The 25,635-nt window shown below is 60.9% G+C and carries 20 protein-coding genes; 14 read left to right on the plus strand and 6 right to left on the minus strand.

Features of this window, described 5'->3' with window-relative positions; translation table 11 throughout:
- The first annotated feature begins 74 nt into the window (after positions 1-74).
- From CRO59_RS21885 to CRO59_RS21920, 8 genes are all read left to right on the plus strand, one after another.
- Positions 75-1,232, plus strand: coding sequence for an efflux RND transporter periplasmic adaptor subunit (locus CRO59_RS21885; RefSeq protein WP_097089683.1), 1,158 nt, complete (start codon positions 75-77; stop codon positions 1,230-1,232).
- Between the two features lie 15 nt (positions 1,233-1,247).
- Entirely contained in the window at positions 1,248-4,346 is a 3,099-nt protein-coding gene (locus CRO59_RS21890; RefSeq protein WP_097089682.1) for an efflux RND transporter permease subunit, read from the plus strand.
- Between the two features lie 176 nt (positions 4,347-4,522).
- Entirely contained in the window at positions 4,523-5,164 is a 642-nt protein-coding gene (locus tag CRO59_RS21895; protein WP_027611985.1) for a DUF1345 domain-containing protein, read from the plus strand.
- 165 nt (positions 5,165-5,329) lie between these two features.
- Positions 5,330-6,355: a LacI family DNA-binding transcriptional regulator gene (locus tag CRO59_RS21900; protein WP_097089855.1), complete on the plus strand. Its 1,026-nt coding sequence runs from the start codon at positions 5,330-5,332 to the stop codon at positions 6,353-6,355.
- Positions 6,356-6,509: 154 nt separating this feature from the next.
- Positions 6,510-7,292, plus strand: a complete 783-nt coding sequence (locus CRO59_RS21905) for a sugar phosphate isomerase/epimerase (protein WP_097089680.1) — start codon at positions 6,510-6,512, stop codon at positions 7,290-7,292.
- Positions 7,285-8,292 carry a sugar kinase gene (locus tag CRO59_RS21910; RefSeq protein WP_097089679.1) on the plus strand — a complete coding sequence of 336 codons (1,008 nt, stop codon included), beginning with the start codon at positions 7,285-7,287 and terminating at the stop codon, positions 8,290-8,292. The genes CRO59_RS21905 and CRO59_RS21910 overlap by 8 nt, the downstream gene beginning before the upstream one ends.
- 96 nt (positions 8,293-8,388) lie before the next feature.
- Positions 8,389-9,687, plus strand: a complete 1,299-nt coding sequence (locus tag CRO59_RS21915) for an MFS transporter (protein WP_097089677.1) — start codon at positions 8,389-8,391, stop codon at positions 9,685-9,687.
- A gap of 14 nt (positions 9,688-9,701) precedes the next feature.
- Complete coding sequence (locus CRO59_RS21920) at positions 9,702-10,679, plus strand: D-glycerate dehydrogenase (RefSeq protein WP_097089675.1); 978 nt, start codon at positions 9,702-9,704, stop codon at positions 10,677-10,679.
- 143 nt (positions 10,680-10,822) lie between these two features.
- On the opposite strand, the gene CRO59_RS21925 is transcribed toward CRO59_RS21920, so the two are convergent.
- Positions 10,823-12,010 carry a pyridoxal phosphate-dependent aminotransferase gene (locus tag CRO59_RS21925; RefSeq protein WP_097089673.1) on the minus strand — a complete coding sequence of 396 codons (1,188 nt, stop codon included), beginning with the start codon at positions 12,008-12,010 and terminating at the stop codon, positions 10,823-10,825.
- Positions 12,011-12,242: 232 nt separating this feature from the next.
- Between CRO59_RS21925 and CRO59_RS21930 the strand changes: the two genes are divergently transcribed.
- Entirely contained in the window at positions 12,243-12,977 is a 735-nt protein-coding gene (locus tag CRO59_RS21930; protein ID WP_097089672.1) for a hypothetical protein, read from the plus strand.
- 68 nt (positions 12,978-13,045) lie between these two features.
- Here CRO59_RS21930 and CRO59_RS21935 read toward each other — a convergent pair whose 3' ends face one another.
- The 3 genes from CRO59_RS21935 to CRO59_RS21945 form a co-directional block, all read right to left on the minus strand.
- Positions 13,046-14,671 (minus strand): methyl-accepting chemotaxis protein, encoded by a 1,626-nt coding sequence (locus tag CRO59_RS21935; RefSeq protein WP_097089670.1) that lies wholly within the window; start codon positions 14,669-14,671, stop codon positions 13,046-13,048.
- A 246-nt stretch (positions 14,672-14,917) separates the two neighbouring features.
- On the minus strand, positions 14,918-16,060 hold the full coding sequence (locus CRO59_RS21940; RefSeq protein ID WP_097089668.1) for a glycerate kinase: 1,143 nt from the start codon (positions 16,058-16,060) through the stop codon (positions 14,918-14,920).
- Positions 16,061-16,275: 215 nt separating this feature from the next.
- Positions 16,276-17,394 carry a sugar diacid recognition domain-containing protein gene (locus CRO59_RS21945; RefSeq protein WP_097089667.1) on the minus strand — a complete coding sequence of 373 codons (1,119 nt, stop codon included), beginning with the start codon at positions 17,392-17,394 and terminating at the stop codon, positions 16,276-16,278.
- Between the two features lie 172 nt (positions 17,395-17,566).
- On the opposite strand from CRO59_RS21945, the gene CRO59_RS21950 reads away from it, so the two are divergent.
- The 4 genes from CRO59_RS21950 (at position 17,567) to rarD (ending at position 22,179) form a co-directional block, all read left to right on the plus strand.
- Complete coding sequence (locus CRO59_RS21950; protein ID WP_027611996.1) at positions 17,567-18,877, plus strand: MFS transporter; 1,311 nt, start codon at positions 17,567-17,569, stop codon at positions 18,875-18,877.
- Positions 18,878-19,054: 177 nt separating this feature from the next.
- Positions 19,055-19,954, plus strand: a complete 900-nt coding sequence (locus tag CRO59_RS21955) for a LysR family transcriptional regulator (RefSeq protein ID WP_097089665.1) — start codon at positions 19,055-19,057, stop codon at positions 19,952-19,954.
- 69 nt (positions 19,955-20,023) lie between these two features.
- Positions 20,024-21,037 carry an aldo/keto reductase gene (locus tag CRO59_RS21960; protein WP_097089663.1) on the plus strand — a complete coding sequence of 338 codons (1,014 nt, stop codon included), beginning with the start codon at positions 20,024-20,026 and terminating at the stop codon, positions 21,035-21,037.
- Between the two features lie 260 nt (positions 21,038-21,297).
- The gene (gene rarD / locus CRO59_RS21965) at positions 21,298-22,179 is read left to right on the plus strand and encodes an EamA family transporter RarD (protein ID WP_097089662.1); all 882 of its coding nucleotides are present in this window, start codon (positions 21,298-21,300) and stop codon (positions 22,177-22,179) included.
- Between the two features lie 178 nt (positions 22,180-22,357).
- Here the strand turns inward: rarD and hppD are convergent, their stop codons facing one another.
- Positions 22,358-23,434 carry a 4-hydroxyphenylpyruvate dioxygenase gene (gene hppD, locus CRO59_RS21970; protein ID WP_097089660.1) on the minus strand — a complete coding sequence of 359 codons (1,077 nt, stop codon included), beginning with the start codon at positions 23,432-23,434 and terminating at the stop codon, positions 22,358-22,360.
- Between the two features lie 245 nt (positions 23,435-23,679).
- Positions 23,680-24,627, minus strand: coding sequence for a DMT family transporter (locus CRO59_RS21975; RefSeq protein ID WP_097089658.1), 948 nt, complete (start codon positions 24,625-24,627; stop codon positions 23,680-23,682).
- A 78-nt stretch (positions 24,628-24,705) separates the two neighbouring features.
- Between CRO59_RS21975 and CRO59_RS21980 the strand changes: the two genes are divergently transcribed.
- Positions 24,706-25,578 (plus strand): LysR family transcriptional regulator, encoded by an 873-nt coding sequence (locus CRO59_RS21980; protein ID WP_097089656.1) that lies wholly within the window; start codon positions 24,706-24,708, stop codon positions 25,576-25,578.
- Positions 25,579-25,635: the final 57 nt, after the last annotated feature.

The following is a 25,635-nucleotide window of genomic DNA, read 5'->3' on the forward strand; positions in this document are numbered from 1 at the left end:
CAGCGCCTACAAAGCTTCACCGCTACCCTCGGCGTCTGGCCTTAGGATGCGGGCTTCAATATTGGGGGTGGTACATGTCAAAAAATCTTCTGGCCGGGCTCGGCCTGATCGCCGCTGCGCTGTTGCTGAGCGCCTGTGATTCGTCCTCGAAGGCCGAAGAAGAAGCGCCGCCAGCCACCGTGCGCATCGAGACCATCGAGGCCCGCCCCCTGTCGATCAGCAGCGAACTGAGCGGGCGGATCGCCGCGCCACGCATCGCCGAAGTGCGCGCCCGGGTGGCCGGCGTGGTGCTGCAACGGACCTTCCGTGAAGGCAGCGACGTGAAAAAGGGTGACGTGCTGTTTCGCATCGACCCGGCGCCGTTCAAGGCTGACCTGGACAGCGCCGAAGCCGCGCTGCGCAAGGCCGAGGCCAATGCCTTCCAGGCCAGGTTGCAGGAACAACGCTACGCACAGTTGATCGATGACAAGGCCATCAGCGCTCAGGATTACGACAACGCCCGCGCCAATGCCCGGCAAACCGCCGCCGACGTGGCAGCCAATAAAGCTGCGGTAGAACGGGCGAAGCTGAACCTCGGCTACGCCACCGTCACCGCGCCGATTTCCGGGCGTGTCGGTCGTGCTCTGGTCACCGAAGGCGCACTGGTCGGGCAGAATGAAACCACGCCGCTGGCGCTGATCCAGCAGCTCAACCCGATCTACGCCGACCTCACCCAGTCGACCCGTGAGCTCAATGAGCTGCGTCGCGCTTTCCGTTCCGGGCAGTTGCAGGCAGTCGGTCAGGATCAGGTCAAGACCACGCTGATTCAGGATGACGGCAGCCTTTATCCGTTGCCGGGCAAATTGCTGTTCAGCGACATCAGCGTCGATCCGGGCACCGGCCAGATCATTCTGCGCAGCGAGTTCCCCAATCCCGATCTCGACCTGCTGCCGGGCAGCTTCATCCGTGTACGTCTGCAACAAGCCACCGTACAGAACGGCATCACCGTGCCGCAACGTGCGGTGCAGCGTGACAGCGCGGGTATCGCCCAGGTGCTGACCGTCGACGAGCAGATGCGCGTCGCCCAGCAGCCGGTGCAACTGGGCGCGGTGCAGAACGACCGCTGGATCGTCACCGGCGGCCTCAAGCCCGGCGACCGCATTGTCATCGAAGGCCTGCAACACGCCCGTCCAGGCGAAAAAGTGCAGATCGACGACACCCCTCTTCCACTTGCCCAGACCTCTGGTCAGTAAGCAGGACGCTTTCATATGCCGCAGTTCTTTATCGATCGCCCGGTGTTCGCCTGGGTTGTCGCCCTGTTCATCCTGTTGGCCGGTGCGCTGGCCATTCCGCAATTGCCGGTGGCGCAGTACCCCGATGTCGCGCCGCCACAGATCGAAATCTACGCGGTGTACCCTGGCGCCTCGGCGCAGACCGTCGATGAAAGCGTGGTCAGCCTGATCGAAGAAGAGCTCAACGGCGCCGATCACCTGCTGTACTTCGAATCGCAGAGCAGCCTCGGCAGCGCGACGATCAAGGCCACCTTCCAGCCGGGCACTAACCCGGAGCTGGCGCAGGTGGATGTGCAGAACCGCCTCAAAGTGGTCGAGTCGCGCCTGCCGCAGGCAGTCAATCAGCAAGGCCTGCAGGTGGAGAAAGTCTCTGCCGGTTTCCTGCTGCTGATCACCCTGACCTCCAGCGACGGCAAGCTCGATGACGTGGCGCTCAGTGATTATCTGGCGCGCAACGTGATGAACGAGATCAAACGCATCGACGGCGTCGGCAAGGCGCAGTTATATGGTGCCGAGCGGGCGATGCGGATCTGGATCGATCCGCAGAAGCTGATCGGTTTCAACCTGACCCCGGCTGACGTCAACGCCGCCATCGTCGCGCAGAACGCCCAGGTGTCGGCGGGTAGTATTGGCGACTTGCCCAATCCGTCCTCGCAGGAAATCACCGCGACCATTCTGGTCAAGGGGCAGTTGTCGACGCCGGAAGAGTTCGCCGACATCGTGCTCAAGGCCAATCCTGACGGCTCCACCGTGCGCATCGGCGATGTGGCACGGGTCGAAGTCGGCAGTCAGGAATACCAGTTCGGCACGCGCCTGAACGGCAAGCCGTCCACCGCCGTCGGCGTGCAACTGGCCCCGGGGGCCAATGCCTTGGCGACCGCCACTTTGATCCGGGCGAAGATGGACGAGCTGTCGCGCTACTTCCCCGCGGGCGTCGAATACAAGATTCCGTACGACACCTCGCCGTTCGTCAAAGTCTCGATCACCAAAGTGGTTTACACCTTGGGCGAAGCGATGCTGCTGGTGTTTGCGGTGATGTTCCTGTTCCTGCAGAACATCCGCTACACGCTGATTCCAACGCTGGTGGTGCCAGTGGCCCTGATGGGCACCTTCGCCACCATGCTCGCGCTGGGTTTCTCGATCAACGTGCTGACCATGTTCGGCATGGTCCTGGCGATCGGCATTCTGGTGGACGATGCTATTGTCGTGGTGGAAAACGTCGAGCGGATCATGGCCACTGAAGGCCTGTCGCCGAAAGAAGCGACGCGCAAGGCGATGAAGCAGATTACCGGGGCGATCATCGGCATTACCCTGGTGCTGGTGGCGGTATTCATCCCGATGGCGTTCATGCAGGGTTCGGTGGGCGTGATTTACCGGCAGTTCTCGCTGTCGATGGCGACCTCGATCCTGTTCTCGGCGTTTCTGGCCCTGACGCTGACGCCTGCACTGTGCGCCACGCTGCTCAAGCCAATTGCCAAGGGCGAGCACCACGAGAAAAGCGGATTCTTCGGCTGGTTCAACCGCCGCTTCGAGCAACTGACCGATCGCTATCAAGGCTGGGTCGGCTACGCGCTGAAGCGCAGCGGGCGTTATCTGCTGATCTACGGCGTGCTGCTGATCGGCATGGGCCTGTGCTTTGCGCGTCTGCCCTCCTCGTTCCTGCCGGTTGAGGATCAGGGGTACACCATCACCGATATCCAGCTGCCGCCGGGTGCAAGCAAGAACCGTACGGTGCAGGTGGTCGAGCAGATCGAAGCGCACAACGCCAGTGAACCGGGGGTTGGCGACAGCACGGTGATTCTCGGCTTCAGCTTCTCCGGCAGCGGGCAGAATGCGGCGCTGGCGTTTACCACCCTCAAGGACTGGTCGGAGCGCGGCAGCGACGATTCGGCTACGTCGATTGCCGATCGCGCCAATATCGCCCTGAGCCAGATCAAGGATGCCATCGCGTTCGCTGTGTTGCCGCCGCCGGTTGACGGCCTCGGCACGTCGAGCGGCTTCGAATTCCGTCTGCAGGATCGCGGCGGTCTCGGTCACGCGACATTGATGCAGGCGCGCAGCGAACTGCTCGCCGCCGCGGAAAAAAGCCCGGTGCTGATGAACGTTCGCGAAAGCGCGCTGGCCGAAGCGCCGCAGGTGCAACTGGAGGTAGACCGCAAGCAGGCCAATGCGCTGGGCGTGTCGTTTGCTGATATCGGCAACGTGCTGTCCACCGCCGTGGGTTCTTCCTACATCAACGACTTCCCCAATCAGGGGCGCATGCAGCGGGTGGTGGTCCAGGCCGAAGGCGATCAGCGCAGTCAGGTTGATGATCTGCTGAAAATGCACGTGCGCAACAACGCCGGGCGCATGGTGCCGCTGTCGGCGTTCGTTCAGGCCAAATGGACGCAAGGCCCGGCGCAACTGACCCGTTACAACGGTTATCCGGCGATTGCGATTTCCGGCGAACCGTCGCCGGGGCACAGTACCGGTGAAGCGATGGCGGAGATTGAACGCTTGGTCGCTCAGGGGCCGAAAGGTCTGGGTCAGGAGTGGACCGGGCTGTCGTTGCAGGAAAGTTTGTCCGGCAGTCAGGCGCCGATCCTGCTCGGTCTGTCGTTGCTGATCGTGTTCCTGTGCCTGGCGGCGTTGTACGAGAGCTGGTCGATTCCGACTTCGGTGCTGCTGGTGGTGCCGCTGGGTGTGCTCGGCGCAGTACTGGCGGTGACCTTGCGCGGCATGCCCAACGATGTGTTCTTCAAGGTCGGGCTGATTACCATCATTGGTCTGTCGGCGAAGAACGCGATCCTGATCATCGAGTTCGCCAAGAGCCTGTACGACGAAGGTCACGACCTGATCGACGCGACGTTGCAAGCCGCGCGCCTGCGTCTGCGCCCGATCGTCATGACTTCGCTGGCGTTCATCCTCGGCGTGGTGCCGTTGGCCATCGCCACTGGCGCCAGTTCGGCAAGCCAGCAGGCGATCGGCACCGGAGTGATCGGCGGGATGATTACGGCGACATTGGCCGTGATCTTCGTGCCGTTGTTCTTCGTGGTGGTCATGAAGCTCGTACAACGCTTTACCAAACACCACTGATCCCTGTGGGAGCGGGCTTGCTCGCGAAGGCGTCGTGTCAGTCAGTATTCATCTGGCTGACACAGCGCTTTCGCGAGCAAGCCCGCTCCCACAAGGTCATTCGAACAGTCAAGTCAGTGGTCATCCGAGACGTCGCTGGGCTAAGGTGTAAAAACATCCTGGCCCATCGAGTCCCCATGCGCTTTCTCGCCCGCACCCACCCTCGCCTGTCTGCCGCCGCTTTGGTCGGCCTTGCCACCGGCCTGCTGGTCCCTGCCGACTCCGTCGTCAGCAAAATCCTCATCGGCTGGAACGCCGGCGTCTGGACTTACCTGATCCTGATGTTCTGGCTCGCCACCCGAGCCAAGGCACCGGACGTCAAACGCATCGCCGTCGTCGAAGACGAGAATGCCGGACTGGTGCTGTTCGTGGTGTGTATCGCAGCATTGGCAAGCCTGGCCGCCATCACCCTGGAACTGGCCGGCACCAAGGATCTGGATACCCATCACAAACTTCTGCATTACGCGTTCACCGCCGTCACCGTCGTAGGTTCCTGGCTGGTGATCGGGGTGATCTTCTGTGTGCACTACGCGCGCCTGTTTTACACCTGGGACGGCAAGGAACCGGCCCTGCGTTTCGCTGAAGGTCTGACCACGCCCAATTACTGGGACTTCCTGTATTTCTCCTTCACCATCGGCGTGGCGGTGCAGACTGCCGATGTCGGCGTGGCTACCCGCGATATTCGCAAGATCGTCCTGGCGCAATCATTGATCGGTTTTGTGTTCAACACCGCGATTCTGGGCTTTTCGATCAATATTGCTGCCGGCCTGTTTGGCTGAGCATTGCGCAGATACTTCAATAACGCTGAGCACCGCCCGTCGGCGCCAAGTTGAAGTACCACGCGCATTCACTTGACGGAGTGTCAGCTTCTGGTGTTTCCTGAAACCGGTTTCAGCGCCATCGAGGCGCATGAAACGAATAAATCCAATAATAGGTTTCAGACCGTGAACGACTTCTCCGCCGCCCAGCGCAGCCGCGTGACCATGCTTGATGTTGCCGAACGCGCCGGCGTATCCAAGGCCAGCGTCTCGCGCTTCATCGGCGACGACCGCGCCCTGCTCTCCGATGCCATCGCCTTGCGTATCGAGCAGGCGATCAGTGAGCTGGGTTATCGCCCGAACCAGATGGCCCGTGGTCTGAAACGCGGGCGCACGCGCCTGATCGGCATGCTGGTGGCCGATATCCGCAACCCTTATTCGATTGCCGTGATGCACGGGGTGGAAACCGCCTGCCGTGCGCACGGCTACAGCCTGGTGGTGTGCAACACCGACCGCGACGACGAGCAGGAGCGCCAGCATCTGGCGCTGTTGCGCTCGTACAACATCGAGGGGCTGATCGTGAACACCCTTGGCCATCACCGTGACGAACTCCACGAGTTGCACCGGGAAATGCCCTTGGTGCTGGTGGACCGCAAGGTCGATGGCCTCGACAGCGACATGGTCGGGCTGAACAATCCGCAGGCGGTCGAGATGGCCCTGACGCACCTTGAGCAGCGCGGCTATCGCGATGTGTTGCTGGTGACTGAGCCGTTTGACGGCACCAGTTCGCGGATCGAGCGGGTCAGCAGTTTTCAGCAGCAGATGGCCCAGCGTTCCGGTCTGACCGGGGCGGTGCTGGAAACCGGCGCAGAACTCGCCACTCAACTTCAGCACTTTTTGAAACAACCGGCGAATGGGCCGAAAGCGCTGTTCTGCGCCAATGGCGTGGCAGCGTTGGCCTGCACCCTGGCCTTGCGCGAAATCGGTTGCCGATTGTTCGAGGATGTCGGGCTGATTGCCCTGGATGATCTGGATTGGTACCCGTTGGTCGGCAGCGGGATTACCGCCCTCGCCCAGCCCACAGCCGAGATTGGCGCGCGGGCGTTTGAGTGTTTGCTCAAGCGTTTGCGGGGGGATGTCGAGATAGCGCGCAGAGTGGATTTTGCGCCGGTGCTGGTTGAGCGCGGGTCTACCCGAGGATCTTTGCGGTGACTGTTATGGCGCCATCGCGAGCAGGCTCACTCCTACAGGGGGAGCGCATTCCAAATGTAGGAGTGAGCCTGCTCGCGATGGCGCCCGAACGCCCGACGAAGATCAATCAGATTTTTTTGAACAAGAATGAAACCGGTTTCAGAGGTAGATAACAATGAATAAACCTGCCGTTTCCATCAGCCTGTCCAGTTACGGCGCCGAGCTTGTGCGCCAACGCGGGCAGGACTTCTTCATCGATGTGCTGGCCGCCGCTGGCGCTGATCGCATCGAGTGGCGCGAAGAGTTGCTGACTCGCGAAGTGCCCGAGCAACTGCAAGCCGCCACTCGGGCGCAGGGACTGCAAAGCATCTATTCGTCGCCGAGCGAACTGTGGCTCGCCGGTCAGGCGCGGCCCAATCCCGAGCTGATCAACGCCCTGCAACACGCAGAGGCATTCGGCTCGAAATGGCTGAAAGTCTCGCTCGGTTACTTCACCGACAACTGTGATCTGCAAGTGCTGAAACAACTGCTGGGCAACAGCCCGGTGCAGTTGCTGGTGGAAAACGACCAGACCTTGCAGGGCGGCCGCATCGAGCCGTTCCAGCGTTTTTTCGCGGCGGTGGAGCAGCATGATTTGCCGATCAAGATGACCTTCGATATCGGCAACTGGCAGTGGCAAGACCAGTCCGCCGCCAACGCCGCACGCCTGCTCGGACGCCACGTCGGCTACGTGCACTGCAAAGCCGTGGCCCGCCGCGCCGACGGCAAATTGGTGGCGGTGCCGCCCGCCGTCAGCGACCTGCATTTGTGGGAACAACTGCTGCGGCACATGGCCCAAGGCGTTATGCGTGCCGCCGAATACCCGTTGCAGGGCGATGATCTGGTGGCGTTGACCACGGAACACGTCGCCGCCCTCGCCCGCCTTGGTCAATCGCGCCTGGAGCCTGCCCATGTCTGACATCGATATTCTGTCGTTCGGCGAAACAATGGCGATGCTGGTCGCCGAGCAGACCGGTGATCTGGCTGCAGTCGAGCATTTTCACAAACGCATTGCCGGCGCCGACAGCAATGTGGCGATCGGCCTGTCGCGGCTCGGTTTCAATGTGGCGTGGCTGAGCCGGGTCGGCGCCGATTCCCTCGGACGTTTCGTGGTCGAGACCTTGATCAAGGAAGGTCTGGATTGCAGTCACGTCGCGGTCGATCACCAGCACCCGACCGGTTTCCAGTTCAAATCCCGTAACGACGACGGCAGCGACCCGCAGGTCGAGTATTTCCGCCGTGGCTCGGCGGCCAGTCATCTGTCCGTGCAGTCGATCAGCGACACTTTGCTCAGTGCCCGCCACCTGCACGCCACCGGGATTCCACCGGCGCTGTCAGCGAGCGCCCGGGAAATGTCGTTCGAGCTGATGACACGCATGCGTCATGCCGGGCGCAGCGTGTCGTTCGACCCCAATCTGCGCCCAAGTCTGTGGGCCTCTGAGCAAGAGATGATCCGCGAGATCAACCGCCTCGCCGCCCTCGCCCATTGGGTCTTGCCGGGCTTGAGCGAAGGTCGCTTGCTGACCGGCTTCGAAGACCCGGCGGACATCGCGGCGTTTTATCTCGATCAGGGCGCCGAAGCCGTGGCGATCAAGCTTGGGCCGCAAGGTGCCTATTACCGCACGCATCTGGATCAGGGTTTTGTCGCCGGGGTGCCGGTGGCCAACGTGGTCGACACCGTGGGTGCGGGTGATGGCTTTGCGGTCGGCATGATCAGTGCCCTGCTGGAGCATCAGAGTTTTGCCGAGGCGGTGCAACGCGCGAACTGGATTGGCAGTCGGGCGGTGCAGAGTCGCGGGGACATGGAGGGTTTGCCGACCCGATCCGAGCTTATCGCTGAATTCGAGGCCGCTGATCGCGAGCAGGCTCACTCCTACATTGGATCTCCGCCAGTCACAGCTGCAGCGGCAAACACATAACCCTTGTAGGAGTGAGCCTGCTCGCGATGAGGCCCGCTCAGACAACCCATTAATTGAACCTGCTGCGACAAAAACAACAAGCTCAGGAGCAACACCATGAAAACCGCAACCCTCGCCGCCCGCCGCTGGTGGTACATCATGCCCATCGTGTTCATCACCTACAGCCTGGCGTATCTGGATCGCGCCAACTACGGCTTCGCCGCCGCGTCCGGTATGGCCGCCGACCTGATGATCACCCCGGGCCTGTCTTCATTGCTCGGTGCGCTGTTCTTCCTCGGCTACTTTTTCTTCCAGGTGCCGGGTGCGATCTACGCGCAAAAGCACAGCGTGAAAAAGCTGATCTTCTTCAGCCTGATTTTCTGGGGCGGCCTCGCCACCCTGACTGGCGTCGTGTCCAACGCCTACTGGCTGATCGTGATTCGCTTCATGCTCGGCGTGGTCGAAGCGGCCGTGATGCCAGCGATGCTGGTCTACCTGTGCCACTGGTTCACTCGCGCCGAACGCTCGCGGGCCAACACCTTTCTGATCCTCGGCAACCCGGTAACGATGCTGTGGATGTCGGTGGTTTCGGGCTATCTGGTGCAGCACTTCAGCTGGCGCTGGATGTTCATCATCGAAGGTTTGCCGGCGGTGCTCTGGGCGTTTATCTGGTGGAAACTGGCCGATGATCGTCCTGCTCAGGCCAAGTGGCTGAGCGAACAGGAAAAGCACGACCTGGAAAGCGCTCTCGCCGCCGAACAGGTCGGGATCAAAGCGGTGAAGAACTACGCCGAAGCATTCCGCTCGCCGAAGGTGATCATTCTGGCGCTGCAGTTTTTCTGCTGGAGCATCGGCGTCTACGGCTTTGTGCTGTGGTTGCCGTCGATCCTCAAGGCCGGCGCACAAATGGACATGATCGAGGCCGGCTGGCTGTCGGCGCTGCCGTATCTGGCGGCGGTGATCGGCATGCTCGCGGTGTCGTGGGGCTCGGACAAACTGCAGAAGCGCAAACGCTTCGTCTGGCCGCCACTGCTGATCGCCTCCATTGCGTTCTACGGCTCCTACGCCCTGGGCGCGGAACATTTCTGGTGGTCGTACACGCTGCTGGTGATCGCCGGCGCCTGCATGTACGCGCCTTACGGGCCGTTCTTCGCCATCGTTCCGGAGATCCTTCCGGCCAACGTTGCCGGCGGCGCGATGGCGCTGATCAACAGCATGGGCGCGCTGGGCTCGTTCGGCGGCTCGTATCTGGTCGGCTATCTGAACAGCTCCACCGGTTCGCCCGGTGCTTCGTACTTGCTGATGAGCGGCGCGTTGCTGCTGTCGGTGGTGCTGACGATTTTTCTCAAGCCTGGCGCCAGTGATCGCGTCGTGGCCAAAGCCGTAATCACGCGTCCCGTGCCGGCGCATTCCTGAAGAGATTTTTGCTCATGAAAAAGCAAGTCGTGCTGTACAAGAAACTCTCGCCGGCGCTGATGTCGCGTCTGCAGCAACAGTGTGAAGTGACGCTGATCGAAAGCCTCGACGCTGACGGCTTGATGAAACTGCGCGACGCCCTGCCCGGCGCCCACGGTTTGCTCGGCGCCAGCCTGAAACTCGACGCCGCGCTGCTCGATCTGGCGCCACAACTTGAGGCGATTGCCAGCGTCTCGGTGGGTGTCGACAACTATGACATCGACTACCTGACTCAGCGCAAGATCCTCCTCAGCAACACCCCGGACGTGCTCACCGAAACCACCGCCGACACCGGTTTCGCCCTGATCCTCGCCACCGCCCGGCGCGTGGTCGAGCTGGCGAACATGGTGCGCAGCGGCCAGTGGCATCGCAACATCGGCCCGGCGCATTTCGGCACCGATGTACACGGCAAGACCCTGGGCATCATCGGCATGGGCCGCATCGGCGAAGCGCTCGCGCAGCGCGGGCATTTCGGTTTTGGCATGCCGGTGCTTTATCACAGCCAGTCGCGCAAACCGGCGGTTGAGGAACGTTTTGCGGCGCAGTACCGCAGCCTGGAAGCGCTGCTGCAAGAGGCCGATTTCATCTGCCTGACCCTGCCGCTGACTGCGCAGACCGAAGGCCTGATTGGCGCCGAGCAGTTTGCGCTGATGCGCCCCGAGAGCATCTTCATCAATATCTCGCGCGGCAAAGTGGTGGATGAAGCGGCAATGATCGACGCGCTGCGCCATCAACGGATTCGCGCGGCGGGGCTGGATGTGTTCGAGCGTGAACCGCTGAATCATGACTCGCCGTTGTTGCAGCTGAATAATGTGGTGGCAACGCCGCACATGGGTTCGGCGACGCATGAGACGCGGGAGGCGATGGCCAGGTGTGCGGTGGACAATCTGCTGGCGGCTTTGGCTGGGGAGAAGCCGGTGAATCTAGTGAATCCGGCGGCTTGGCAGGGCTGAAAAATGCGCTGAATGGCGGATTGCATTCGCGAGCAAGCCCGCTCCCACAGGGTTCGGTGTGTACAGATAACATTATGTACACACCCATCCACTGTGGGAGCGGGCTTGCTCGCGAAGAGGCCAGTTCAGGCAACACAACACTGTCAGGCACTACGCGCCTGCAACAGCTGCACCGCACACAACGCAATCCGCGCACAGGCATCTGCCAGCTGCACCCGATCCAGCACCAGCCCGATACGAATATGCCCCGCCGCACTCGGCCCGAACGCTTCGCCAGCCAGCACAGAGACCCCATAACCTTCCAGCAAGCGCTCGGCAAACCCCTGCGCGCCAAACCCGGTCTGGCGCACATCGACCATCACGAACATCCCGCCATCAGGCCGGATCGGTTGCAACCCCGGGCAACCACGCAAGCGCTCGCACACCAGATCGCGGCGCAACCGATATTCCTCGCGCATCTGCGTCACCTCCGGCAGATCGCTTGCCAACGCGACCTCCGCTGCTTTCTGCACAAAATCCGGCAGGCCGAAAAGCATGCTCAACGACAGGTTCACCAGATGCTCGGCCAGCACCTTCGGCCCGATCGACCAGCCAATGCGCCAACCGGTCATGGCATGGGATTTCGACAGGCTGTTGATGGTTGCCGTGCGTTCGGCCATGCCCGGCAGGCTCGCCGGGCTGATGTGTTCGCCCTCGTAGAGCAGATCGCTGTAGACCTCATCACTGATCAGCCACAAATCGTGGCGCACGCACAGCGCCGCCAACTCTTGCCAGATCAGCAGCGACAGGCTCGCGCCGGAAGGATTGTTGGGACTGTTGAGCAACATCGCGCGGGTCTTCGGCGTGATCCGCGCAGCGACATCGGCGGGGTCAACGCGAAAGCCATTTTCCGGCCTGACCGGCACCGGCACCACCGTCGCGCCGCACGCGCCGAACACACCCTCGTAGGTCACGTACATCGGCTCGGCGACGATCACTTCGTCACCCGGATCCAACAGACATTGGGCCACCGAATACACCGCGCATTGCGCGCCGGGCAGCACGATCACGTGCTCGGCATCCACCATCTGGCCGCTGCGCCGCTGGTGGCGGGCGGCGATCAATTTGCGTAGCGCCAAGCGGCCACGCACTTCGGAATAATGCGTATCGCCGGCCAGCAGACTGTCGATGGCGCCGTGGATGATCGGCAACGGCGTGTCGAAATCCGGATCCCCTACACTCAGCAGCAGGATATCGACCCCCTCGGCGCGCAACTCCAGCGCTCGGTCATGAATCTGCCAGGCAGCGGCTCCCTCCCCGGCGATGCGTTGGGTCAAGGCTGAATAGCGCATGTACGTCTCCTGATTGCGCGGTTTCCAGCCTTCACCCTAGGTCAAATCACAAACCGCGCCAGCCGCTTTGTCCTTTGGATGAATTTAAAGAAGAACTTCGTACTGTGGTCGATTAGCGGTCGACTGACTACCTGTCAGAGTTGACAGTAGACCCACTTCACAAACGCTCGCTTAATCAACATGAGGAAACAACTGCGGCCCCCTCTAATCGAAACGACGGAGCGTTGAAACGATGACGAATCTGAATGAAAAAATCCTCTTATTGGACGCACCGGAAATCCCCGATGCGCTGCCCAATTTCCCTGGCAGTCAGGTTAACCTGTTGCCATTGAGTGCATTGGTATCGCCACTAAAGGTGTTGATTCCAGACTGGCAGTGTTCACCTCCTGAACCAGTGCCAGTGCAAGTACTGTTGACGCTGTTGTTAAATGAGAAACCGGTGGCGGACTATCCTTTTACGACACCCATCGACCCGGCGCTTTTCCCATTTGCGGCCCATATCCCTGAGACCTACCTGGCACAGGAAGGCGAGCACGAGGTTTCATATATCGTCAATATTGGCGGGAATACAGCGCCGGCAAGGAGCACGCCGATTACGGTTGATCTAACGGCTCCCAACTTCGGCAATCCGGGAGAGCCTCCGCAATTTCCACCAGAAATCGACAGTGAGGGGATCACACAGCAGTATCTCGCCACCCACAATGATGAAGTTCTGGTAACCATTGGCATCTATATGCAGCAGCTAGCCTGCGACAGTATCGAATTTCACTTTGGCTCACTTGCGTCGAAGCCGGTCATCATTGAAACGGTGCGTGACGCAACTTCATCTACCGTTATCAAACTGAGTGGCGCGACTATCCGTGGGATAGGCTCCGGCACCATGTTCGCGTTTTACAGGCTGCGCGATCGTGCAGGAAACCTTGGGCAACTATCTTCGTTTAAGCAAGTCAACGTGGACCTGTCTTGAAGCGCTGACTCTTCGAGGTGGGCCGAACACTCATCTGGTTCGGCCCACTTCAGGCAACTGCGTATTTCTCAAATCACAAAGCGCGCCACCATCGCATTCAAATCCACCGCCAGACGCGACAGTTCATGGGTCGCGGCGCTGGTTTGATTCGCGCCGGCGGCGGACTGCGTGGCCAGATCACGGATGTTGACCAGGTTGCGATCAACTTCACGGGAGACCTGCGCCTGTTCTTCCGAGGCGCTGGCGATCACCAGGTTGCGCTCGTTGATCTGGTGGATCGACTGGGTGATTTGCTCCAGCGCCACACCCGCAGCGCGGGCCATTTCCAGAGTGGTCTGGGTGCGCTGGTTGCTTTGCTGCATCGACGACACCGCTTCGCCGGTACCGTTCTGGATGCCAGCGACCATTTTTTCGATTTCCTGAGTCGATTGCGCAGTGCGATGGGCCAAGGCGCGTACTTCGTCCGCTACCACCGCAAAACCGCGTCCGGCCTCACCGGCACGCGCTGCTTCGATCGCCGCGTTGAGGGCCAGCAGGTTGGTCTGTTCGGCGATGGCGCGGATCACATCCAGCACCTTGCCGATGTCGCGCCCCTGCGCGGCGAGGCCTTCGATCATTTGCGCAGTGCTCTGCACGTCATGGGTCATGGTCTGGATCGCGTCGACGGTTTTCACCACTTGATCGCGACCTTCGCGAGCGGCCTGGGTCGACTGGTTCGAGGCTTCGGAGGTCGAGACCGCGTTGCGTGCGACTTCTTCCACAGCGGCGGTCATTTCGTTGACGGCGGTGGCGGCTTGTTCGATCTCGTTGTTCTGCTGTTGCAGGCCACGGGAAGCCTCTTCGGTGACCGCGCTCAGCTCTTCGGCAGCCGCGCCCAACTGAGTCGCGGAACCGGCGATCTGTTCGATGGTTTTGCGCAGGTTGATCTGCATCGTGGACAGGGCTTGCAGCAGTTGGGTGGCTTCGTCCTTGCCATCGACTTCGATGGACTGGGTCAAGTTGCCGCCGGCGATGGTTTGCGCAGCCTGTACCGCACGGTTCAATGGGGTGACGATGCTGCGAGTCAGCAACAGGGCCAGCAGTACCGTGGCGAGCGCGGCGACCACGGCAACAACGATGATGCCGGTAATGGCGCTGTCGTAATGTTCACCGGCCTGATTGGAGGCGACTTTCGCCCCCGCCGCGTTGATTGCGATCAGCTTGTTGAGCTGCTCGCCCATCTGGTCGGTGCCGTCCTTGATCCGCGTGTTGATCAAGGTGCGCATCTCGTCGACCTTGTCCTGACGCGACAGCTCCATCATCTGGTTTTGCGCTTGCAGGTAGTTGTCGAGCGTGGTCGCGAACGTCTGATACAACGCACGCTCTTCGCTCTCTGCCGGCAACGCGGCGTAACTGGCCTGAGCACTGCGCACCTTGTCCACCAGCACGCCGATGCGCGTTTGCGCTTCTTGCAGACCTGCCGGGTCGCGGTTGACCAGAATCCGGAACGACAGAATCCGCAGGCGCAGAACGTTTTCCGTGACCACGCCAAGGTAGGTGACGCTGGGCAGTTGGTTGGTATCCATGTCGATGGAAGCCTGGCGGATGGTCGACATGCGGTTGACGGCGAACACACCAAGGACAATCACCAGCAAGGCGATAAAGGCAAAACCGAGGAAGGCACGGGGCGCGATATTCAGGTTACGCAAGGACATGGTTGGACTCTCGGATAGAGGTAACTGCGAGCGTCCTTGCCGTCATCACTGGACCTTGGGACGGGTTCAGTGTGGCGTCACTGTTCGAGGGAATCTGTGTGCGCCTGATCTCTGTATCGGCGGGGCTTTAGGAAGATTTCGTGTAAAAGCGAAAATATTTTTCAAGGTGTTTCACCACTGAAACACCCTGACACCAACCCCCTGTGGAGAGGGGATTTATCCCCTCTCCTCAACATCTTCACGCAGTCAGTTATTGAGTTTAGCCATCTGCGAGACGCGGGCAATGTCAGTCGCCCGTTCGCGCAACAAGCGTGGAGCTTCGGCGCAGGCTTGCTCCAAGGTCATCGGGCCGCTGGTGACGGCGAATGCGGCGTCGATGCCGTGCCCGTAGAGTTCCTGATAACCCTCACCCAAGGTGCCGGCGATGACGATCACCGGCACGCCGTGCTGTTTGGCAATCCGCGCCACGCCGAACGGGGTCTTGCCGCGCAGGGTTTGCGCGTCGAACCGCCCTTCTCCCGTGATCACCAGATCGGCGCCGTTGACCGCTTCGGCCAGCCCCACCAACTCGGCCACCACTTCCACGCCGGCCTGAAATTGCGCGCCAAGAAACGCCTTGGCCGCAAAACCCAATCCCCCCGCCGCACCACTGCCCGGCTCATCGCGAACGTCCTTGCCCAACGCTTGCGCGCAGAGCTCGGCGAAATGCCCCAGCGCCTGATCCAGTTGCTGCACTTGTGCCGGCGACGCGCCCTTTTGCGGGCCGAAAATCGCCGAGGCGCCGTGCGGGCCGCACAGCGGATTGTTGACGTCGGCGGCGATGTCGAAGCGCACGTGGGCCAGACGCGGATCAAGCTCACTCAAATCCAGCCGCGCCAGTTGCGTCAGTGCCAAGCCGCCCGGCACCAATGGCTGACCCTGCGCATCGAGCAATTTCACCCCGAGCGCCTGCATCGCGCCGGCGCCGCCGTCGTTGGTGGCGCTGCCGCCAATCGCCAGAATCACCCGTTGCGCGCCGGCATCCAGCGCGGCGCGAATCAGTTCGCCGGTGCCGAAGGTGCTGGTGATGCAGGCATCGCGTTGCCCCGTAGGCACTAATTGCAAACCACTGGCCTCGGCCATTTCGATGATCGCGGTGTGATTGTGTGGCAACCAGCCCCACGCGGCGTCGACCGGCGCACCCAGCGGCCCGCGTACTCGGGTGCGGCGCAGTTCGCCCTCGCAAGCGGCAAGAATCGATTCCACCGTGCCCTCGCCGCCGTCGGCCATCGGGCATTTGACCAGTGTTGCGTGCGGCCAGACCTGCGCCAGCCCCAGCGCAATGGCTTCGGCAACGCCTTGGGCACTCAGGCTGTCCTTGAACGAATCGGGGGCGATGACGATCTTCATGCGAATTCTCCAGTTCCAATGCACCTCATGCTGCCAGTCGGCCTGCGCATTGACGCCGGTCCGCTGCACAAGCGCGGTGGGCGTTTATTGTTCATTTCTACAAAAGCCTGTGTCGAATGTACCGACGCTTTCGCGAGCAGGCTCGCTCCCACAGGGGAATGCATTTCAAATGTGGGAGCGGGCTTGCTCGCGAAGGCGTCGGTGAAAACATCCGATCAGCCCGGATCAATCTGCGGCAGCAATTGCACCCCGAGATATAGCGCCAGCATCCCGTCGAGTTTCAGCGGATCAACCCCGCTCAACTCAGCAATCCGCTCCATCCGATAACGCAGACTGTTGCGATGGATGCCCAGCGCATCGGCGCAGGCCTGACTCTGCCCGTCGTGTTCACACCAGCTGCGCAGGGTTGCGAGCAACTGGCCGTTGCCGTCCTTGGCGATGACCTTGCGCAACGGTTTGAGCAACTCATCCAGCGCATCATCGTTGCGATGGCGCCAGAGCATCACCGGCAAGCGATAGCGATTGAGCGTCAGCAGTCGCAATTGCGGCAGCACTTCCCGGCCATAAGCCAGCAGATCGCCAACCCGCCGATAACAGCGGCGTAACCCGGCCAGCCCATCCGCCTGCCCACCCACAGCGATGCGCAGAATGTTCCAGCCGAGGCCATCGAACTTTTCCAGCAGGCGATCATGCTCAACCGTTTGACTTGCGGGTCGGCACCACAGCAGCGACGACTTAGCCGAACTGACGCACCAGCTGTCCGGATAGCGCGAGGTCAACCACGCGCTCAGCGCCTCGACGGTCTGCCCCGGCCCATGCTCCAGACCCAGTTCGAACAGATACGGCACCCGAGTCAATTGCGGCTTGAGCCCCAGTTGCTGCGCCTCATCGACCAGTCGCGGCGAATCCCCGGCTTCGCTCAACAGCAACGCCAGCAGGTCGTCGCAACGCTGACGCCGCCATTGCTGCTCGGCCTGTTGATTGCGCTGGCCGACGAGCATTTCCGCGGTCATGCGCACCAGTTCGGCGTAGGTGCGCAGTTGCTCCGGTTCGCCGGTAATGCCAAGCACGCCGATCAGGCGTTGATCGAGCAGCAGCGGCAGGTTGATCCCCGGCTGCACGCCCTTCAAATGCACCGCGGTTTGCGCGTCGATCTCCACCACCCGCCCGTTGGCCAGCACCAGTTGCGCGCCTTCGTGACGGGTGTTGATACGCTCCGGCTCGCCACTGCCAAGGATCAGGCCCTGGCTGTCCATGACATTGACGTTATAGGGCAAAATGGCCATGGCCCGGTCGACGATATCCTGAGCGAGGTCGTGATCGAGTTCGAACATGATCGGCAAAATCCTTAAGCAGCGGCGGCGGACGGTTGTTCACCCGCACAGGGTCTGGCGGCAAACCCTGTGCTCAGGCACAAAGACAATCCGGCCACAGGTGGCCGAGACTCTCGGGGCGATCAACGTTAACCTGTGCATCGCAAAAAATCATAATAAAGAGAGAGCCGCTATGTCGCAGAGCGCCGCAGCTACCCAGACCATCGACGACGGTAAAAACGCCGTCTACAAACGCATCACCCTGCGTTTGATCCCCTTCATCTTCATCTGCTACCTGTTCAACTACCTCGATCGGGTCAACGTTGGCTTCGCCAAACTGCAGATGCTCGACGCATTGAAGTTCAGTGAAACCGTATACGGCCTCGGTGCCGGGATCTTCTTCATCGGCTACGTGCTGTGCGGCGTGCCGAGCAACCTGGCGCTGACCCGATTCGGCCCGCGCCGCTGGATCGCGCTGATGATGATCACCTGGGGCACGCTGTCGACCTGTCTGTTGTTCGTCACCACCCCGACCCAGTTCTACACCCTGCGCCTGTTCACCGGGGCCGCCGAAGCCGGGTTCTTCCCGGGTGTGGTGCTGTACCTCTCGCAGTGGTTCCCGACGTTCCGCCGTGGACGGATCATGGCGCTGTTCATGTCGGCAATTCCGGTCTCGGGCCTGCTTGGCAGCCCGTTCTCCGGCTGGATCCTCAATCACTTCGCCGCCGGGCAAGGCGGACTGGCCGGCTGGCAGTGGATGTTCCTGCTGCAAGGCATCCCGACCGTAATCCTCGGCGCCCTCGCCTATTTCCTGCTCAGCGACAGCTTCGCCAATGCCAAGTGGCTGAGCCCGCACGAGCGCGCGGTGCTTGAGGCGGATCAGGCCGAAGACCTGGCGAACAAACCGAAAACCACCTCGGACTCGCTGCTCGCGGTGTTCAAGAACCCGGCGATCTGGGCTTTCGGCCTGATCTACTTCTGCATCCAGAGCGGCGTGTACGCGATCAACTTCTGGCTGCCGTCGATCATCAAGAACCTCGGTTTCAGCGACAACCTGGTGATCGGCTGGCTGAGTGCGATCCCCTATCTGCTGGCGGCGGTGTTCATGCTGCTGGTGGGGCGTTCGGCGGACTTGCGCAAAGAGCGTCGCTGGCACTTGGTCGTACCGATGCTGATGGGCGCGCTCGGTCTGCTGATCGCGGTGAACTTCGCCGCCAACCCGGCCATCGCCATTCTCGGCCTGACCATTGCCACCATGGGCGCGCTGACCGGCCTGCCGATGTTCTGGCCAGTGCCGACTGCGCTGTTGAGCGCGGGCGCTGCGGCCGGTGGTCTGGCGTTGATCAACTCGATGGGGCAGATGGCCGGTTTCCTCAGCCCGTACCTGGTGGGTTGGGTCAAGGACAGCACCGGTTCGACCGATGCGGCGTTGTATCTGCTGGCGGGTGTGATTGTTGGCGGGAGTTTGCTGGCATTGCGCATGACGCGGACGCTGCGCGCGTAATTACGCTTGCAGATCAAAAGATCGCAGCCTGCGGCAGCTCCTACAGGGAAACACGTATTTCCGTGTAGGAGCTGCCGCAGGCTGCGATCTTTTTTTGCTCATTGATTGCCGCGTCAGTTCTTGCCAATCACGGAAAAATCCCGCAAAAACGCACAGTTTTTTAAAGGATTTTTACCAATGAGCTCGATTCTCGATCTGGAGATCTTCGTCCGCGTAGCCGACTCCGGCAGTATCTCCGCCGCTGCCCGCGCGCTGGAACTGACGCCGGCCGCTGCCAGCATTGCACTGAAGAGGCTGGAAACCCGCCTCGGAATCCGCCTGCTCGCGCGCTCTACGCGCAGCATGCGCCTGACCGAAGAAGGTCGGCGTTATCTCGACAGCGTACGCATTGCCCTCGGCGCACTGGCCGAAGGTGAACAAGCGCTCAGGCAACACGGCGAAGGCCTCAGCGGTGTGCTGCAACTGGCGGCGCCGTCGGACTTCGGGCGCAACGTGTTGTTGCCGTGGCTGGACGACTTCAAGCGCGAACACCCGAATATTCAACTGCAATTGCTGCTCAACGATCGGCACGCCGACCTGTTCCGCGAAACCGTGGATGTTGCGCTGCGCTTCGGCGTGCCCAGTGATTCGACATTGGTGGCGATACCGATTCTGCCGGCGCATCGCCGCGTTGCCTGCGCCAGTCCGGACTATCTGGCCCGCCATGGCACCCCGCAACATCCCGGCGAATTGCACGAACACAGCGCCCTGCTCTATCTGCGCAATGGTCGGCCTTACAACACCTGGCGTTTCAGTCGCGAGGACGAAATGCTGGAAGTGGAAGTCCACGGCGACTACTTCAGCGATGACGGCGAAGTCGCACGGCGCTGGGCCCTGGCCGGGCATGGCATCGCCTACAAGGCCTGGCTGGACGTCGCCGAAGACGTCCGCGGTGGACGCCTGTTGACGCTGTTCGATGACTGGCAAGGTGAGAGCGTGCCGTTCAATCTGCTCTGCCCGCACCGGGTACAGGTGTCCGAGCGCGTTCGCGTGTTGCAGGCGTTTTTGCAGGCACGTTGCGCAGCACTGAGCCGATAATTCACTTTGCTGCGTCGGACGCTTCTGGTATTTGATTGGAGTTTTCCCACCCGATAAAAGGATTTCGGCATGAGCTATCGCACACTGGGGCACTCGGGGTTGCAGGTGTCCACCCTCACCCTAGGCACGATGATGTTTGGCGAGCAGACCAGCGCTGAAGACTCGCTGCGCATCATCGACAAGGCCTGGGATCAGGGCATCAATTTCATCGACACCGCCGACGTCTATACCAACGGCCGCTCGGAAGAAATCGTCGGCGAGGCGATTGCCCGCCATAGGCATGAATGGGTGCTGGCGACCAAGGTCGGTTTCGGCCCGGTGGACGGCCTGCCGAACCGCAGCGGCTTGAGCCGCAAGCACATCTTCAATGGTCTGGAGGCCAGCCTGACGCGCCTCGGCACCGACTATCTCGACATCTATTACCTGCACCGCGAAGACCACAACACGCCGCTGGAAGTCAGCGTATCGGCAATTGGCGACCTGATTCGCCAAGGCAAAATTCGCTACTGGGGCCTGTCGAACTATCGCGGCTGGCGTATCGCCGAGGTGATTCGCATCGCTGACAAGCTCGGTATCGACCGCCCGGTGATCAGCCAGCCGCTGTACAACATCGTCAACCGCCAGGCCGAGACCGAGCAGATCAGCGCCGCGCAAACCTATGGCCTCGGCGTGGTGCCTTACAGCCCGCTGGCCCGCGGCGTGCTCAGCGGCAAGTACGCACCCGACGTCACTCCCGACGCCAACAGCCGCGCCGGGCGTCAGGACAAGCGCATTCTGGAAACCGAATGGCGCGTGGAATCGCTGCGCATCGCCCAGCAGATTCAGCAGTACACCCAAGGCCGTGGGGTCGGGATTGTCGAGTTCGCGATTGCCTGGGTGCTGAACAACAGTGCGGTGACCTCGGCGATTGTCGGGCCGCGTACCGAACAGCAGTGGGACGCGTACACCAAGGCGCAGGCGGTGAAGATCACGGCGGAGGATGAAGCGTTTATCGACTCACTGGTGACGCCGGGGCATGCGTCGACGCCGGGGTTCAACGATGTGAGTCATTTTGTGTCGGGCCGTAAACCGCGTCAGGCCTGAAAGCCTCACAAGCCGGGCATCAGCGGCGTCAGCAGATTACGAGGGCAACACAAATCCATTGTGGGAGCGAGCCTGCTCGCGAAGAGGCCGGCACATTCAACATCTGCGTTGTCTGGCACACCGCTTTCGCGAGCAGGCTCGCTCCCACAGGTTTTGTGCTTATCTTCAGGATGTGGGAAATATTGATCACTCGGCCAATATTCAGCACAAAAACCACGTATCCTGCGCGCCCTGTTTGATCACCCATCCGCGAGGACAGTTTGTCTAAAGGTATCGCTCTATCGGTTTCAGCTTCGGTGCTGTTTGCCGTCATGTATTACTACACCTCGCTGCTCACTCCGTTGAGCGGCGTGGAAATCTTTGGCTGGCGGATGCTGCTCACCGTGCCGTGCATGACCGTGTTCATGCTGGTGTCGGGTGAATGGCGGCGGGTGCTGGAGTTGCTGCGCAAGGTGGCGGGCTATCCAAAGCTGATTGGCGGTCTGATTGTTTCGTCGGGTTTGCTCGGCGTGCAGTTGTGGCTGTTCATGTGGGCGCCGCTCAACGGCTACAGCCTCGATGTGTCGCTGGGTTATTTCCTGTTGCCGCTGGCGATGGTACTGACCGGGCGCATTGTGTACGGCGACAGCTTGTCGTACCTGCAGAAAATCGCAGTGTTCTTTGCCGTTCTCGGCGTGGCGAACGAGCTGTATCGGGTCGGCGGATTTTCCTGGGCGACCCTGGTGGTCGTGGTCGGTTACCCGCTGTATTTCGTCCTGCGCAAACGCCTGAAGACCGACAACCTCGGCGGTCTGTGGGTCGACATGACCTTGATGCTGCCGGTGGCGTACTGGTTCGTGCGCGGTGGTGAGCAAGGTTTCACCGTGTTCGATCAGTATCCGGGCTTGCTCTGGCTGATTCCGCTGCTCGGTCTGATCAGTGCTTCGGCGCTGGTGGTGTACATCATTGCCAGCCGCTTGCTGCCGTTCAGCCTGTTTGGTTTGCTCAGTTACGTCGAGCCGGTGTTGCTGCTCGGCGTGGCGCTGTTGCTCGGTGAAAGCATCAAGGCCGGCGAGTGGCTGACCTACATTCCGATCTGGCTCGCCGTTGTGGTGCTGATCTTCGAAGGCTTCAAACACCTGATGCGACAACGCAGGTCTTAAAAGCAACACAAAACTACCGTGGGAGGGTGCTTGCTCGCGAAAGCGTCAGTTCAGTCAACAAAGACCTTGAACGAAAGACCGAATTCGCGAGCAAGCCCGCTCCCACAGTTTTGCTAATGCAAAAAAAATCCCGGCTGTGCATGACTGCAAGCCGGGATTTTTTCATTCTGGTGGAGGATTACTCGGTTGCGAGCACACCACGACGCACCTGATCACGCTCGATCGATTCGAACAAGGCCTTGAAGTTGCCCTCGCCGAAACCATCATCGCCTTTACGCTGGATGAATTCGAAGAACACCGGGCCCATCAGGGTTTCCGAAAAAATCTGCAGCAACAGGCGCTTGTCGTCCGGGTTCGACGAGCCGTCGAGCAGGATGCCGCGCGATTGCAGTTGATCAACCGGCTCGCCGTGATTCGGCAGACGGCCTTCGAGCATTTCGTAGTAGGTGTCCGGCGGCGCGGTCATGAAGCGCATGCCGATCTTCTTCAACTGATCCCAGGTCTTGATCAGGTCGTCGGTGAGGAACGCCACGTGCTGGATGCCCTCGCCGTTGAACTGCATCAGGAACTCTTCGATCTGCCCGGCGCCCTTGGACGACTCTTCGTTCAGCGGGATGCGGATCATGCCGTCCGGTGCGGTCATCGCTTTCGAGGTCAGGCCGGTGTATTCGCCCTTGATGTCGAAGTAGCGGATCTCGCGGAAGTTGAACAGCTTCTCGTAGAAGTTGGCCCAGTAGGCCATGCGGCCGCGGTACACGTTGTGGGTCAGGTGGTCGATGATTTTCAGGCCGGCACCGACCGGGTTGCGGTCAACACCTTCGATGAACACGAAGTCGATGTCATAAATCGAGCTGCCTTCGCCGAAACGGTCGATCAGGTACAGCGGCGCACCGCCGATGCCTTTGATCGCCGGCAGGTTCAGTTCCATCGGACCGGTTTCGATGTGGATCGGCTGAGCGCCGAGTTCCAGGGCACGGTTGTACGCCTTTTGCGAATCCTTGACGCGGAACGCCATGCCGCACACCGACGGGCCATGCTCGGCCGCGAAGTACGAGGCGACGCTGTGTGGTTCGTTGTTGAGGATCAGGTTGATCGCGCCCTGACGGTACAGGTGCACGTTCTTGGAGCGGTGGGTCGCGACTTTGGTGAAGCCCATGATCTCGAAGATCGGCTCCAGGGTGCCAGGAGTCGGCGATGCGAACTCGATGAATTCAAAGCCCATCAGGCCCATTGGGTTTTCGTATAAATCGGTCATGGTGACGCCTCATCATTCTTATCAATTAACCAGAGTTATTTGTCAGTAATGCTGAGACCGGCGGGAGGTGCGCAGGAGATGCCTCGCACACTGCGGGCGAGGAAGTCACCGTAGATCAGTTGAAACCCGAATATCTTCATTGTCGACCCAAGGCTCTTGCGGGCGAGGCTTCTGCTGCCAGAAGACGTTTATTATTGTATGCGTAACCCGATTCTACACAGCGTAAATAGGGTTGTCTGCCCTCTCTATAAAATCCGCCTTTTTCGCATCGGTGCAAGGGGTTTGTTGCACAGGAAAATCCCCACCAGCACCAACCCGCCGCCCAGGCACATGCTCAACGTCAGTTGCTCGCCGAGCAGCAGCGCGCCGAGCACCACCGCGGTCAGCGGATTCAGGGCAATGAACACGCCGGATCGGGTCGCGCCAATTTTGCGGATGCCGTCGTAGTAACCGATGTAGGCCAGCGCCGAGCCGAGTACGCCAAGGTAAATCAGGCTCAGCCACTGTGGCGTGCCGAGGTTGATCAAGGCCGCCCCGCTGACCTCGCCACGCAGCGTTGCCAGCGCCCACAGCATCCCGGTGCCGATCAACACGGAAAACGTCACGGTCTGCAGCGGGCCAATGGATTGGTTCAGCCCCCGGGAAAACAGCGAGTAAACGCCCCAGCTCAACACGCAGCCAAAAATCAACAGATCACCGATCCATGCATCGGGTTTCGCGGCGAGCAATTGAGGATTGCGGCTGACGATCACCAGACTGGCGCCGGCGATGCAAATCGCGATACCGGCGACTTTCACCCGACCCAGGCGCTCCTTGAACAACAGCCACGAGGCCAGACCGATCACGGCTGGATTCAACGCGACAATCAATGAAGCCCGTGAAGCGTTGATGTACTGCAGGCCATAAAAGAAGCACAGGTTGTAGAAGAAAATCCCGAAGAACCCCAGCAAAGTCAGTTGCAGCCATTGCCGGGACGTCGGTCGCGCCAACGGGATACGCGCTATCCACAGAAACCCCAGCAACGCCACGCTGGCGAGCAGGAAGCGCAGGCTGGCGGCGAACAGCGGGCTGAGGCTGCCCGCCAGAAAACGCCCGGCGACAAAGGTCCCGCCCCAAATCATGGTCACCGCTGCCAGCGTCAGGTAAACCGGCCGGTCGGAGGCCGTTATGTGGGTTTGCTCAAGGTTGCGCATGACGTTCCAAACGAAAGAAGTTGAAGGATGGCGTATCATTTCCCTCATGCCCTCTCATCGTAAAATGAGCAAACACTCATGACCCTCACACAATTGGAGATCTTCTCGCTGGTCGCCGAACTGCGCGGATTTACCCTCGCTGCCCATCGTCTGGGGATTTCGCAGTCGGCGATATCCCACGCGATGAAATCACTCGAGCAGGAGTTGGGCGTGGAGTTGTTGCGGCGGCACCAGTCGCAGGTGGAACTCACCGATATCGGCGAGCAGTTGCTCCAACGCGCACGGGCCATGCTCGGTCTGGCCAACACGTTGCGCCAGGAAGCGGCCGATGCACGGGGCATGAAAACCGGCACGTTGCGCATAGGCTCGTTCGGCCCGACGTCATCAATCAAGTTGCTGCCGAAGATTCTGCAGCGCTATCGCGAAGTGCATCCGGGTATCGAAGTGCACATTGATGAGGGGCCGGATCGGCAGGTGCTGCAGTGGCTGGAAGAGCGGCGAATCGACGTCGGTTTTGTGGTGTTGCCCGAGGAACGCTTCGACACTTTTGCTCTGGTCGAAGACCAGATGGTTGCCCTGCTCCCGCTCGATCACCCATTGGCCGCACGTGCGGCGCTGAGCCTTCAGGATTTGTGTGTCGACCCCTTTGTGCTGACCGAGGCCGGGTCATCGGAACTGGTTTCACGTCTGTTCACTGCTGCGCGCCTGCAACCGAACATTCGCTATCGTTGCTCGCAATTGCTCAGTACGCTGGACGTCGTCAGCCGGGGCGATGCCATCACCGTTGTCGCCGAGGGCTCATTGCCGGACGATCCAGCGCCGCGTTACCTGAAGAAACCGCTGTTGCCGGCGGTACAACGCCTGATCGGCCTCGCAGTCCTCGATCAGCGTCAGGCTTCGCCCGCCACGCGGGCATTTATCGAACTCGCCACGCAGATCAACCAGCCGTGAGCGGCACAAGCGCCAACGGCCATCTATCATCCCTTCTGACTTCGCTGTTTTTCACCG

Origin of the sequence: Pseudomonas sp. LAMO17WK12:I5, assembly GCF_900215165.1 — a bacterium.
Classification (GTDB): Bacteria; Pseudomonadota; Gammaproteobacteria; order Pseudomonadales; family Pseudomonadaceae; genus Aquipseudomonas; species Aquipseudomonas putida_A.